At 66.9% G+C, this 12,743-nt stretch carries 11 protein-coding genes and 1 pseudogene; 4 read left to right on the forward strand and 8 right to left on the reverse strand.

Features of this window, described 5'->3' with window-relative positions:
- Positions 1-113: 113 nt before the first annotated feature.
- Together BM031_RS02605 and BM031_RS02610 are read left to right on the forward strand one after the other, a co-directional pair.
- The gene (locus BM031_RS02605; protein WP_177207634.1) at positions 114-1,448 is read left to right on the forward strand and encodes a transglycosylase SLT domain-containing protein; all 1,335 of its coding nucleotides are present in this window, start codon (positions 114-116) and stop codon (positions 1,446-1,448) included.
- A gap of 389 nt (positions 1,449-1,837) precedes the next feature.
- Positions 1,838-3,439: a DEAD/DEAH box helicase gene (locus tag BM031_RS02610; RefSeq protein ID WP_091870712.1), complete on the forward strand. Its 1,602-nt coding sequence runs from the start codon at positions 1,838-1,840 to the stop codon at positions 3,437-3,439.
- A 115-nt stretch (positions 3,440-3,554) separates the two neighbouring features.
- On the opposite strand, the pseudogene BM031_RS02615 reads toward BM031_RS02610, so the two are convergent.
- The 3 genes and pseudogenes from BM031_RS02615 to BM031_RS02625 form a co-directional block, all read right to left on the reverse strand.
- A pseudogene (locus BM031_RS02615) lies at positions 3,555-4,123 on the reverse strand (flavodoxin family protein).
- A 75-nt stretch (positions 4,124-4,198) separates the two neighbouring features.
- Positions 4,199-5,092, reverse strand: a complete 894-nt coding sequence (locus BM031_RS02620) for an RNA polymerase sigma-70 factor (RefSeq protein ID WP_091870715.1) — start codon at positions 5,090-5,092, stop codon at positions 4,199-4,201.
- A 29-nt stretch (positions 5,093-5,121) separates the two neighbouring features.
- Positions 5,122-5,586 carry a carboxymuconolactone decarboxylase family protein gene (locus BM031_RS02625; RefSeq protein WP_091870718.1) on the reverse strand — a complete coding sequence of 155 codons (465 nt, stop codon included), beginning with the start codon at positions 5,584-5,586 and terminating at the stop codon, positions 5,122-5,124.
- Positions 5,587-5,790: 204 nt separating this feature from the next.
- On the opposite strand from BM031_RS02625, the gene senB reads away from it, so the two are divergent.
- Both senB and selD read left to right on the forward strand, forming a co-directional pair.
- On the forward strand, positions 5,791-6,804 hold the full coding sequence (senB, locus tag BM031_RS02630; protein ID WP_091870721.1) for a selenoneine biosynthesis selenosugar synthase SenB: 1,014 nt from the start codon (positions 5,791-5,793) through the stop codon (positions 6,802-6,804).
- A complete protein-coding gene (selD, locus tag BM031_RS02635) occupies positions 6,791-7,843 on the forward strand; it encodes a selenide, water dikinase SelD (RefSeq protein WP_091870724.1) in 1,053 nt (350 codons plus the stop codon). Before senB ends, selD begins: the two co-directional genes overlap by 14 nt.
- Positions 7,844-7,937: 94 nt before the next feature.
- On the opposite strand, the gene BM031_RS02640 is transcribed toward selD, so the two are convergent.
- From BM031_RS02640 to egtD, 5 genes are all read right to left on the reverse strand, one after another.
- Positions 7,938-9,131, reverse strand: coding sequence for a glycosyltransferase (locus tag BM031_RS02640; RefSeq protein ID WP_091870726.1), 1,194 nt, complete (start codon positions 9,129-9,131; stop codon positions 7,938-7,940).
- A 37-nt stretch (positions 9,132-9,168) separates the two neighbouring features.
- Complete coding sequence (locus BM031_RS02645; RefSeq protein WP_091870729.1) at positions 9,169-9,363, reverse strand: hypothetical protein; 195 nt, start codon at positions 9,361-9,363, stop codon at positions 9,169-9,171.
- A gap of 157 nt (positions 9,364-9,520) precedes the next feature.
- The gene (locus BM031_RS02650; RefSeq protein WP_370660032.1) at positions 9,521-10,423 is read right to left on the reverse strand and encodes a YihY/virulence factor BrkB family protein; all 903 of its coding nucleotides are present in this window, start codon (positions 10,421-10,423) and stop codon (positions 9,521-9,523) included.
- A 29-nt stretch (positions 10,424-10,452) separates the two neighbouring features.
- On the reverse strand, positions 10,453-11,676 hold the full coding sequence (gene egtB / locus BM031_RS02655; RefSeq protein WP_091870734.1) for an ergothioneine biosynthesis protein EgtB: 1,224 nt from the start codon (positions 11,674-11,676) through the stop codon (positions 10,453-10,455).
- Positions 11,676-12,635 carry an L-histidine N(alpha)-methyltransferase gene (gene egtD, locus BM031_RS02660; protein ID WP_229408433.1) on the reverse strand — a complete coding sequence of 320 codons (960 nt, stop codon included), beginning with the start codon at positions 12,633-12,635 and terminating at the stop codon, positions 11,676-11,678. The genes egtB and egtD overlap by 1 nt, the downstream gene beginning before the upstream one ends.
- Positions 12,636-12,743 lie beyond the last annotated feature (108 nt).

Here is a 12,743-nt window from a genome sequence, read left to right on the forward strand (position 1 = left end):
GGCAGAAAAAATTTGTAACGAGGGGGACATATTTCTTGACTGACTCAAGCTTGCCTACGTACACTGCCCCCTTACCTTGTCCCGTTCGTTCCTGGACGCAACACTGGAAAGCGATGCACGATATGATCCGCAAGACCCTAGCGACTGCCGCGCTGGCCCTGTTGGCCGCCCCGATGACCTACGCAATCGAGTCCGCGCCTGCTGCAAACGCAGCGGCAGCAGTCTCCGCCACCACCGCACCGACCACCCGCCCTGCCCTGTCCACCACCCCTGGCGTCCTGAAGATCGACGAATACCGGGAAACCGACCTGTGGGGCCGGATCCGCAGCGGCTACGCCATTCCCGACCTCGACAACCAGCTGGTAGCTCGCCACACCAAGGGCTACAGCGCCCGTCCGGACAGCCTCAAGCGCATCTCCGGCCGTGCCTCGCTGTACCTCTACCACGTGGTGCAGGAACTGGAAAAGCGCGGCATGCCGACCGAACTGGCGCTGCTGCCGGTGATCGAATCGGCCTTCAACCCGCAAGCGCTGTCTACTGCGAGCGCGGCCGGCCTGTGGCAGTTCGTGCCGGGCACCGGCAAGGACTACGACCTCAAGCAGAACATGTTCAAGGACGAGCGCCGCGGCGTGCTGGCCTCGACCGATGCGGCCCTGTCCTACCTGCAGCGCCTGTACACCATGTTCGGCGACTGGCAACTGGCCCTGGCGGCGTATAACTGGGGTGAAGGCAACGTCCAGAAAGCCATCAAGAAAAACCAGGCCCTCGGCAAGCCCACCGATTTCGAGAGCCTGGCCGACCTGATGCCGGCCGAGACCCGCAACTACGTGCCGAAGCTGCAGGCGGTCAAGAACATCATCGCCAACCCGGCGCAGTACAACGTGGCCCTGCCGGCGATCGACAACCAGCCCTACTTCACCGCGGTCGACAAGACCAGCGACATCGACCTGGCGGTCGCGGCCCAGCTGGCCGAAATGTCGCTCGACGAGTTCAAGGCGCTGAACCCGCAGTTCAACAAGCCGGTGATCACCGGCGGCGAGAAGACCAAGATCCTGCTGCCGAAGGAAAACGCCGAGAAGTTCCACCTGAACCTGGCCCAGTGGGGCCGCGAGCTGTCGACCTGGACCACCCACAAGATCACCGGCGCCCGCGTCTCGATCGCCTCGCTGGCCTCGAAGTTCGGCACCACCCCGGAAATCATCCGCCAGGCCAATAACATCCCGGCCAAATCGACCATCAAGGCCGGCTCCACCATCCTGGTGCCGAAGGTGTCGGCAGGCAATGCCGGCGACATCGCCGAAAACATCATCGACAACGCCGTGGTGGCCTTCGAAGCCGAGCGCACCCCGCGCGTGAAGGCCTCGGTCTCGCGCTACAAGGCCAAGGCCGGCGGCCCAAGCAAGAACCGCATTTCCCGCAACACCTCTTCCAAACGCAAGCAGCGTTGATTCACATCAAGGCCGGCGCCATGCCGGCCTTTTCGTCACATGCACAACTTGACCGGTCCGTGCAGAGATTTCCAATCTGTTGTATAGTGTCGTTTGTGCGCTGCAATAGAACGTCCAAACAGACCGGACGCAGTAGTGTGGATCCAGGCGATCCAGCGGCGCAACAGCAGTAAAACAAGCAGCATCGCAACCCCTGGCGACATTGTAGGTCGCCCCCCATAAAGCCCTCCCGCCCTGTGTGTCAGCACCAAGACACCGTCCCGGCGCAAAGCTTTTGTGCCGAAATTTCTTTCTCTCTGAGTCATTTCGTAGTGTTGGTTCGCGTTGCTATTTTGCGCTCGTCGTTTCGACACGCGCGATCATGATTTAATTCGAAAGTACAAGTCCACATGAGTTTTGAAGCACTAGGTTTACACGCGTCCCTCGTCAAAGCAGTCGCCGAAGCCGGCTACACCCAGCCAACCCCGGTCCAGGCGCAGGCGATCCCTGCCGCCATCGCCGGCCGCGACCTGCTGGTGTCGTCGCAGACCGGTTCGGGCAAGACCGCAGCCTTCATGCTGCCTGCCCTGAACAAGCTGGCCAACGCTGAAATCGTCCAGGCCCGCACGACCGCGCAGAGCGCGCAGTCGGCACGCGCCAAAGGCGAGCGCGTCCGTTTCACCGCAGCCCAGCCAAAAATGCTGGTCCTGACCCCGACCCGCGAACTGGCCCTGCAAGTGACCAGCGCGACCGAACAATACACGACCGACATGCGCCGCATCCGCGCCGTGTCGATCCTGGGCGGCATGCCTTACCCGAAGCAGATGCAACTGCTGGCGAAGAATCCTGAAATCCTGGTGGCAACCCCAGGCCGCCTGATCGACCATATGGAATCGGGCAAGATCGACTTCTCGGAACTGGAAATCCTGGTGCTGGACGAAGCCGACCGCATGCTGGACATGGGTTTCATCGACGACATCGAAAAGATCGTCGCCGCTACCCCGGCCAGCCGCCAGACCATGCTGTTCTCGGCCACGCTCGACGGCGTCGTCGGCAACATGGCGCGCCGCATCACCAAGGATCCGCAGACGATCCAGATCATGAGCGCGGCCAACCGCCACGAGAACATCACCCAGCGCGTCCACTTCGTCGACGACCTGTCGCACAAGAATCGCCTGCTGGATCACCTGCTGCGCGACGAAGGCCTGGACCAGGCCGTGGTGTTCACCGCGACCAAGCGCGACGCCGACATGATCGCCGACCGCCTGAACATCGCCGGCTTCGCAGCCGCTGCGCTGCACGGCGACATGCACCAGGGCGCGCGCAACCGCACCCTGGACAGCATGCGCCGCGGCCAGGTGCGCGTGCTGGTGGCGACCGATGTCGCCGCCCGCGGCATCGACGTCCCGACCATCACCCACGTGGTGAACTACGACCTGCCGAAGTTCCCTGAAGACTATGTGCACCGTATCGGCCGTACCGGCCGTGCCGGCCGCAATGGCCTGGCGATCTCGCTGGTGAACCACGCCGAAGGCATGAACGTGAAGCGTATCGAGCGTTTCACCAAGCAGCTGATCCCGGTCGACGTCGTGGAAGGCTTCGAGCCGAAGCGTTCGGCTCCGGCACGCACCGGCGCCCGCGCGGGCTGGAAACCGGGCGACGGCCGCAATGCCGCCAAGCCAGGCCAGCGCAGCTTCGCCAAGCCGGGTTACGCCGACCGCGCACCGCGTGAAGGCGGCTTCGCCGACCGCGCACCGCGCCAGGACAACGGCTTCGCCCGTCCGGCCGACAGCCGCTACGCCGACCGCGGCCCGCGTGAAAACGCCGGCGCACCACGCGAAGGCTTCCGCCGCGACGCAGCACCGCGCGCAGCAGCCCCAGCCGGCGCACCGCGCGACGCTGGCCACCGTGGCCCCCGTCCTGAAGGCGCACGCCGCGACAGCGGTTTCGCCAAGCCATCGGCGCACCCGCGCTCGGCCGACGGCACCCGTCGCAGCTTCGGCGAGTATTGATTCGTTGGATGCTCAGTAAAGAATGGCTGCCTCGGCAGCCATTTTTTTCGTCTGGACAAAAGTGAATCGCTCAGTCGTCGGCGCCGAACATATTCGCGCACCGAATCGATCCGGCTCAGGACAGCAATGCCCGTCCGCAAGCAAGCTGGCGGGCGACCATCGCGACCCGTGCGCCGAGGTGGGCGTTGGTCGCGAGGTCGGCGGCGGTGGTAGACAGATCCGCCGGCGGGTCCGCATTCGACTGCGCGGCGGCGCCGATGAAGAAGCCATGCCGGTTCAAGCTGTCCTCGCTGGTCGTCGATTTGTTATGACCGGCCTGCAGGCCCAGGTTCACCCAGTGCATGCCGTGCTGGGCGGCGAACACGGCCCGGCCCGGCTGGCCGCGGTGGTGAATCCTGCGGCGAGCTTGTTGTGCCACTTTTGCCCGGCAAATGCCCGGTGCGAGCTGTCATCCATAAATTGCTTGAACGGCGCTGAAGCGCTGCCCATATAGGTCGGGCAGCCGAAGATGATGGCGTCCGCCCTTTCCAGCGCGTCCCAATGCTGGTCGATGTGCTCCACGCTGGCGAGCAAGACCTGCGCACCCGCCTCTTCGGCGCCTTGTGCGACGGCCTGGGCAAAACGTTCGGTGTGCCCATAGCCACTATGGAAGACGACGGCGATACGAACAATAGGAGTAGTCATGATGATCTTTATTGATGAGCGGCGCAGGATGCCGCGGTAAGAGAAATCGGGTGGCTGCGCCCCGGACGCCAGTGATCACGCCGGGAGCGTTTGCGGTATCGACGCCAGTTTCTCCGGGTTGCGCATGATGAAGACAGCCACGATGCGTCCGTCGTCCACGATGAAGGACTGGACCGATTCGAGCGCTCCATTGACGTAGCGCAGTAGACCTGGTTCGCCGTTGACGGTGGCGGCTTTATAGACGACCTGGGCGGGATGCTTGTGCTCCAGCGACCAGAACACGCCGGCGACCCGGCCAGCGCCCGTCAATATGCGCATGAAGGAGCTGACCTTGCCGCCGCCATCCGCGACGAGCTGCACGTCGTCCGACATCAGCGCCCGCATATCGGCGAGCTTGCCCTGGTTCGCCGCCTGCATGAACTTGGCCAGCAAGTCCCGATGCTGGTCCTTCGGCACATTGAAACGTGGGCGTTCTTGCTGGACCCGCGCCAGCGCACGATGGACAAGCTGCCGGCAGGCCGGTTCGGATTTCTTGACGACGTCCGCGATTTCGGCGTAGTCGGAATCGAATACCTGGCGCATCAGGAAGGCCGCACGCTCTTGCGTGGAGAGGCGCTCGAGCACCCACATGAAGGCGACCGACACATCGTTGGCCAGTTCAAGGATGCGCTCGGGCGTATTCTCGTCGAGCTCCACGATCGGCTCGGGAAGCCACCAGCCGACATAGGCTTCGCGATCGATTTTCGTCGTGCGCAGGCGATCGATGGCCAGGCGCGTCGTCACCGTCACCAGCCATGCTTCCAGGGACGCGATTCCATCCTTCGGGCTCGCATGCCAGCGCAACCAGGCATCCTGGACGACATCCTCGGCGTCGGCCCTGATCCCCAGCATGCGGTAGGCAATCGAGAACAGCCGGGGCCGCAGTGCGTTGAACAGCTGCTCTGGTTCAGGAAGGGTGTACTCGCTCATGTTCGGCTCGAAGGTGGCTGGCGTGCGGCTTAGAAGCCAGGTGCAGGCTGTTCCGGGATCTGGTTGCGCAGTGCGATGTTCAGCACATTCCAGCCACGGATGGCGGCGACACCGTAGCTCAGTTCCGCGATCTCGGTCTCGTTGAAATGCTCGAGCACTTCGAGGTAGGCCGCATCGGTGTCGTCGCGCTGCGGCAGCGCGTTGAGCGCATCGGCCCATGCCAGCGCCGCGCGTTCACGGGCGCTGAAGAAGGGTGCTTCGCGCCATCCGGCAATGGCGTTCAGGTGGCGCGGGTCGGCGCCTTGCTTGAGCAGGAAGCGCCAGTGCATGTCGACGCACACGCCGCACCCGTTGACCTGGGAGACACGCAGGTTCACCAGCTCGAACAGACGTTCGCCGATCGCACCCTGGCTCACGGACTTGGACAGGTTGATCATCGCGTGCAGCGATTTGGGCGCGAGGGAGAAAAACGGGAGACGGGCGGCGTGGGACATGATGACCTCTGATCGGTGAGTGAGAGCACCCGATGCGCTCTCATACCGATAAGACGAGCCAGCCTTGGACTCTGTGACAGGTTCACGAAAAATTTTGAATTATTTATTCAAGCGCTGTGCCCCGCATGGTACGGGCGCCATCCGGCATGCATATCCGCGGCCGGGCCATCGTATAATCGCCAACCCAACCGAGGAGGTCCCGCAGTGCGCAAGCGCATCGTCATCGTCAGCCCTGCCAGCGCGCGCGAGAACAACGGCAACTGGCAAACCGCCAGCCGCTGGGCGCGCTGCCTGCGCGGCGCGCACGACGTGCAGGTCGCGCGCGGGTGGACCGAGCATGACGCGGCGCCGGCGCTGATGGTGGCGCTGCATGCGCGCCGCTCGGCCGCGGCGCTGGCCGCCTTCACCGGCGCCCACCCGGGGCGGCCCTCCGTGCTGGTACTGACCGGCACCGACCTGTATCGCGACATCCACAGCGACCGCGACGCCCGCGCCTCGCTGGAGCGCGCCAGCGCCCTGGTCCTGCTGCAGCCGGCCGGCCTGGCCTTGCTGCCCGCCGCCCTGCGCGCCAAAGCCCATGTCATCTACCAGTCCGCCCCCAGCCTGCGCCCCTGGCCGCGTCCAGCATCGCTGCGCCATGCCGACATCGCCCTGGTCGGCCACCTGCGCGACGAAAAGGACCCGCTTACCTTCATCCGCGCCGCCGCACTGGTGACCCATCCGGCCGCGCGCCTGGTCCATATCGGCGGCGCGCTGGATCCGGAACTCGGCCGCGCTGCCGACGCCGCGCAGGCCACTAACTCCCGATACCGCTGGCTCGGTGCCCTGCCCCACGCCGCCGCCCGCCAGCGCCTCAAGCGCTGCCACGCGATGGCGATCACTTCGCGCATGGAAGGCGGCGCCAACGTCATCATCGAAGCGGTCACCAGCGGCGTGCCGGTGCTGGCCTCCAACATCGACGGCAACCGCGGCATGCTGGATGAGGACTACGCAGGCTACTTCGCGCCGGGCGACGCGGCCGCGCTGGCGCGCCTGGTCGACCGCTGCATCGGCGACGCCGCGTTCGACGCCCTGCTGCGGCGCCAGTGCGCGGCGCGCGCCACCCTGTTCGCGCCGGCGGCCGAGCAAGCGGCGCTGCGCGACTTGGTGGATAATCTGCTCCTTGCCGCGCCCGGCGCGCACCCACTCACACCTGGATACCCCGATGAGCAAGCCTGACCAACCCATCAAACTCACCTCGTTTTCCCATGGCGGCGGCTGCGGCTGCAAGATCGCGCCCGGCGTGCTGTCCGAAATCCTGGGCAAGTCGAAGGGCTTCCCCGTGCCGAAGGAACTGATGGTCGGCATCGAGACCGCCGACGACGCGGCCGTCTACAAGCTCAATGACGAGCAGGCCCTGATCGCCACCACCGACTTCTTCATGCCGATCGTGGACGACCCCTTCGACTTCGGCCGCATCGCCGCCACCAATGCGATCTCGGACGTGTACGCGATGGGCGGCACGCCGATCATGGCGCTGGCCCTGGTCGGCATGCCGGTCAACAAACTGCCGCTCGAGACCATCGGCGAGATCATCCGCGGCGGCGAGTCGGTGTGCGCCGACGCCGGCATCCCGATCGCGGGCGGCCATACCATCGACTCCGTCGAGCCGATCTATGGGCTGGTGGTGCTGGGCCTGGTGCACCCATCGAAGGTCAAGCGCAATGCCGACGCACGCGCGGGCGACGTGCTTATCCTGGGTAAACCGCTGGGCGTGGGCGTGCTGTCGGCCGCGCTGAAAAAGGACATGCTGGGCGAAGACGGCTACGCGGCGATGATCGCCAACACCACCAAACTGAACAAGCCAGGCAAGGCGCTGGCCGAGATGGCCGGCGTGCATGCGCTGACCGACGTCACCGGTTTCGGCCTGCTGGGCCACCTGCTGGAACTGACGCGCGGCGCCAGGCTGGCGGCCAGCCTGGACATGGACACGGTGCCGCTGCTGCCCGGCGTGCTGCAGCTGGCGCACGACGGCTACTTCACCGGCGCGTCCGGGCGCAACTGGGATGCCTATGGCAAGGACGTCGACCTGGGCGCCGCCATCACGCCGGCGCAGCAGGCGCTGCTCACCGATCCGCAAACCTCCGGCGGCCTGCTGGTGTCCTGCGACCCGGCCAGCGTGGACGAGGTGCTGGCGCTGTTCGCGCGCGAAGGCTTCGGCGAAGCAGCGGTCATCGGCCGCATGGGCGAAGGCGCAGCCCGCGTGTCGGTCGCCTGAGGCGGCAACGCCAGCGTCCCGTAGGGTGGTCGGCTCCGCCGACCGCGCGTCCAGCCGGCGGCGGTTGAACGCGCGTACGGCGCAGCCGACCACCCTACGTCACCATCGCCTCGAAGCGGTCCGCCAGGTCTTGCGCCTGGTCCGCCGCAGTGAAGTCCTTGTAACGCGCCGCAAACGCCGCAGCCGCTTCGCGGTATGCCGGCTTGTCCATCAGCGCCACCACCATCCCGTCCCAATCCCGCGGACGCGCCATCTCCATCGCATTGATCCCCGCGCCCAGCTGCACCACGCGGCGCGCCATCAGGAAGCTTTCCGCCGCATGCGGCAGCATCAGCAGCGGCCGTCCGGCCAGCAGCGCCTGGGCGGTGGTCGCCTCGCCCGCGTGGGTGACGGCCAGTTCGCACTGCGCCAGCGCATCCGGCAGCGATACCGGCGCAGCCGCATAGCGGACCAGCGGGCTGTCCACGGGAGCGGGCGCGCCGGCGGCGACGTCGGCCAGGTAGCACAGCACGCGGCAACCCTGGCGCACCAGGGCGCCCAATACCTCGGCGGTCCCGGGCGCCCCGTGGCGCAGGTAGGCGAACACGCGCCTGCCCTCGCCCGCCGGCCATTGCGCAGCGCCGCCAGCTGGCGGCGGCAGGTTCGGCCCCAGCCAGGGGCCGCCGCCCGGGCGCGCGAAGTGGTCGAGCTCCGGCCAGGTGCACAGCAGCGGATGGTCGCCCAGCAGCAGGTCGGCTCCATAGGCCATGGGCGATGCGCCATGCGCCGCCAGCACCGTATTGCAACTGGCCAGCAGGCGCGCTTCAGTGGCGCGCAGCCGTGCCGACGGCGCCTGCTCCCAGCTGCGCAGCGGCGGCAAGGCTTCGCCCGCCGGCGGAATGGTGAAGCCCGGGCCGACGGCGGCGCTGGGCAGGCCCAGGCTGCGCGCGGCCAGGATGGCGGTCGGCGCATAGTCGGCAATGACGAGGTCGGGGCGCCCCAGGCGCAACAGCGCGCGCCAGCCGTCGCACAGGCCGGCCAGCGCATCCGCATCCAGGTAGCCGCAAGCCAGCAGGATCTCGGCCAGGCTGGCCTGGTCCGGCGGCATGCCGGCCGTGCGGTGCAGCCAGACCGGGGCCTGCAGGGTGTCGATGCCAAGCCCGGCCAGCAGCCGGCGCGTCAGCACCAGGTCGCGCAGCACGAACGTGACGCGGTGGCCGCGCGCGCGCAGCGGCAGCGCGATCGATTTCAGGCGGCCGGCGTGTCCCAGCCCGGCGCCGAGTTCCCAGCAGAGGTAGAAATGAGCCATGCCCGGCAGTGTAGCCTACCGGGCATGGGTGGAGGGACTAGCGGAAGGCCGGCTCCTCGTCCGTGCAGGCATCGTCGGCGAGCACATCGGACGAGGGCGTGGCTGGGCAGCGCAGCGGCGCCGGCTGGCGCAAGGACAGCAGCACCGCACTAAGCGCCAGGAACCCCAGCAACAGGAGCACCAGCGCGAGCACGACCGGCAGCGGAAGGACGAAGGCGATTGTTTGGCTCATGGCATCTCCCGGTAAGCGTGATCTTGCGCCCGATTGAGGTGGACCAAACCTGGCGCAAGTCCCTACTGTGCCATTGCTTTAAACGGAGAAATTGACCAAGCGCAAGCGCGGGTGTGGCCGCAGGCGTGGCGGCAACACCGTGCCGCCCGACGGACCTTCAGGCCGGCGCATCCGTGCGCAAGGGCTGCGCCGGCTTGTCCGCATCGCCGTGGCCGACCCGTTCGTACTCGGCGATCACCTGGGCGCCGAGCAGCAGCAGCGTCGCGGCGATTTCGAGGCTGAACATGACGACGATCGCCGTCGTCATCGAGCCGTACACGATGTTCACCTGCGACAGGGTCGAGAAGTACCACACCAGCACATGGCGCGCGGCTTCCCACAGCAGGGCCGCGGTGACGCCGCCGATGGTCGCATGCCATAGCGACAGCCGGCCCACCGGCATCACCAGGTAGATCGAGGTGAGCACGAGGATCTCGCCCAGCAGCCCGAGCAGGTAGAGCAGCACGCCCGACACGCCATCCAACGACCATTCGACCCCGAACAGCCACACGCTCTCGTGACCCATCACTTCCAGCGTGCCGGCCACCAGGGTCACGACCATCACGCCCACGCCCAGCGCCAGGATGTAGCAGTACGGCAGGATCGCCGACACCAGGAAGTGGCGCCGCTTGACCGCCACCCGGTGGTTGAAGATCACGCTCATGGCGTTTTCCAGCACCGTGAAGGCCAGGGAGCTGAAGAACAGCATGGTGCCCCCCAGCACCCAGGTGATCAGGTCGCGGTCTTCGAGGAAGTGCGCGACCTCGACCACGATCGATTCGGACTGGCCCGGCACCAGCAGCCCGATGTAGCGGCGCAGGGTTTCCAGCAGTTCGGCCTGGTCGATGAAGTGCGACAGCGCCACCACCGCCAGCATCAGGAAGGGCACGATCGACAGCAGCGCGTAGTAGGCGACGGCGCCGGCCAGCAGCAGGCCCTGGTTGGCGCGGAAGCCCCGGATCACCTGCAGGGTGAAGGCCAGCGGATGGGACAGGATGTAGACATTGGCCCGCTGGTCCATGAGGCGTTCGCGCCAAACCCTGCGCCTGCTCATCGGGCCAGCCTGATCCCGGTGAACTGCCAGCGGGCGCCTGCCGGGAAGAAGTTGCGGTAGCTGGCGCGCGCGTGTCCATCGGGCGTGGCGCAGGAGGACCCGCGCAGCACGTACTGGTTGATCATGAACTTGCCGTTGTATTCGCCGATGGCGCCGGGCGCCGGTGCATAGCCGGGGTAAGGCGCGTAGCTGCTGCTGGTCCACTGCCAGCAAGCCCCGAACAGCTGCAGCATGCCGTCGCCGACGGCCGGGGACGGGTGCAGTCCGCCGCCCGCGAGCGCGGCCTGGCGCGCGGCGAATTCCCACTCGGCCTCGGTCGGCAGGCGCTGGCCGCACCAGCGCGCATAGGCGTCGGCCTCGTACAGCGAGACGTGGGTGACCGGGCGGCCGGGGTCGAGCGGCTGTACGCCATGCAGCGTGAACTCGCGCCAGCCATCGCCGTCCTGGATCCAGTACAGCGGATGCAGCATCTCGCCCGCGCACACGCGGTCCCAGCCTTCGGCCAGCCACAGCGCCGGGTCGCGATAGCCGCCGGCTTCGATGAAGGCCAGGTATTCGCCATTGGTGACCAGGCGCGAGGCCAGCGCGAAGGGCGCGACGTAGGTGCAGTGGCGCGGCAACTCGTTATCGAAACAGAAGCCGTTGCCGCCGTAGCCGATTTCGGCCAGGCCGCCGTCGAACTCGATCCAGGCCAGCGCATCGGGCGCCGTGCTGGCCTCCATCGGCTGCGGCGTATAGGCCGGGTAAATGGGGTTGTGCGCCAGCAGGTGCTTGACGTCGGTGAGCATGAGTTCCTGGTGCTGCTGCTCGTGCTGCAAGCCCAGTTCGAGCAGGGGGACGATGGCCGGGTCGGCGCCGCCGGCGAGCAGGCCGGCGATGCGGCCGTCGACATTAGCGCGCCAGGCCAGCACGTCGTCCAGCGAAGGGCGCGTGAGCAGTCCGCGCTGCGCACGCGGGTGCTTGGCGCCGATGCCGTTGTAATAGGAATTGAACAGCACCCGGAAAGCCGGGTGGAAGGGCGCGAAGCCCGCCTCGTGCGCTTCCAGGATGAAGGTCTCGAAGAACCAGGTGGTGTGCGCCAGGTGCCACTTGATGGGACTGGCGTCCGGCATCGACTGGGCGCAGCAATCCTCGGCCGACAAGGGCGCGGCGATGTCGAGCGAGCGCCGGCGCACCCGCTCGAAGGCGTGCTGGAGGTCTTCGCGTTGCCCGATGCCCATCAGTGGATCGCCTGTGCGTGGATCACCGCGAACCAGCGCTGCGGGTCGGTCCACACGCGCGTGGCCTCGAACCCGGAACGCTCCAGCAGCGCGATGGCGCTGCCCTGCTGGTACTTGTAGCTGTTCTCGGTGTGGATACGGTCGCCCGCTTCGAAGCTACGCGCGCCGCCTTCCCAATGCACGTCCTGGCGGCGCACCGCTTCCAGGTGCATCTCGACCCGGCCCATGGCTTCATTGTAGAAGCCGTGGTGGCGCCAGGCGCGGATGTCGAAGTCGGCGCCGACCAGGTGGTTCACGTGGCGCAACGCGTTGAGGTTGAAGGCGGCGGTGACGCCGAGCGCGTCGTCGTAGGCGGCGTCGAGCGTGGGCTTGTCCTTGGCCAGGTCGACCCCGATCAGCACGGCGCCGTCGTCGCCGCACTGGGCCCGCAGGCGGCGCAGGAAACCCTGCGCCTCGTCGGGCGTGAAATTGCCGATCGACGAACCGGGATAGAAGAACAGGCGGCGTTCGGCCTTGACCTGGGGCGGCAGCTCGAAGCGGCTGGAAAAGTCCATGCCCAGCCCTTCCATGGCAATATGCGGAAAGCGCTGGCGCAAGCGCACCAGCGCGTCGCACAGGAATTCGGCCGAGATGTCGACCGCCACGTACTGGGCCGGCTGCAGCAGCGGGAACAGCGAAGCGGCCTTGGCGCAGTTGCCGGCGCCCAGGTCGATGAGGGTCGTGCCGCTGCCGGCCACGCGCGCGATCTCGGCGCCGTGGCGCGCGAAGATGGCCGCTTCGGTGCGGGTCGGGTAGTACTCGGGCAGTTCGCAGATGGCTTCGAACAGCTTGGAGCCGAGCGCGTCGTACAGGAACTTGGGCGAAATCCAGGCGTCAGGCGCGGCCAGGCCCGCATGCAGTTCGTCCGCCACGTGGGCATTGGCGGCGCGCGGCCGGTCTTGCGTGCAGGAGATGTGCATAAGCGTTATCATTCGTGCCGCCACACCGCACCATGCGCCATGGCATAAGGGTTTGCCTCTACAGCGAGTTGCCGTTTTGGCCATGATAGCGGATTCCCGGTTTTTGCC

The sequence above is a fragment of the Massilia yuzhufengensis genome, from assembly GCF_900112225.1.
In the GTDB taxonomy this organism is placed as follows: Bacteria; Pseudomonadota; Gammaproteobacteria; order Burkholderiales; family Burkholderiaceae_D; genus Telluria; species Telluria yuzhufengensis.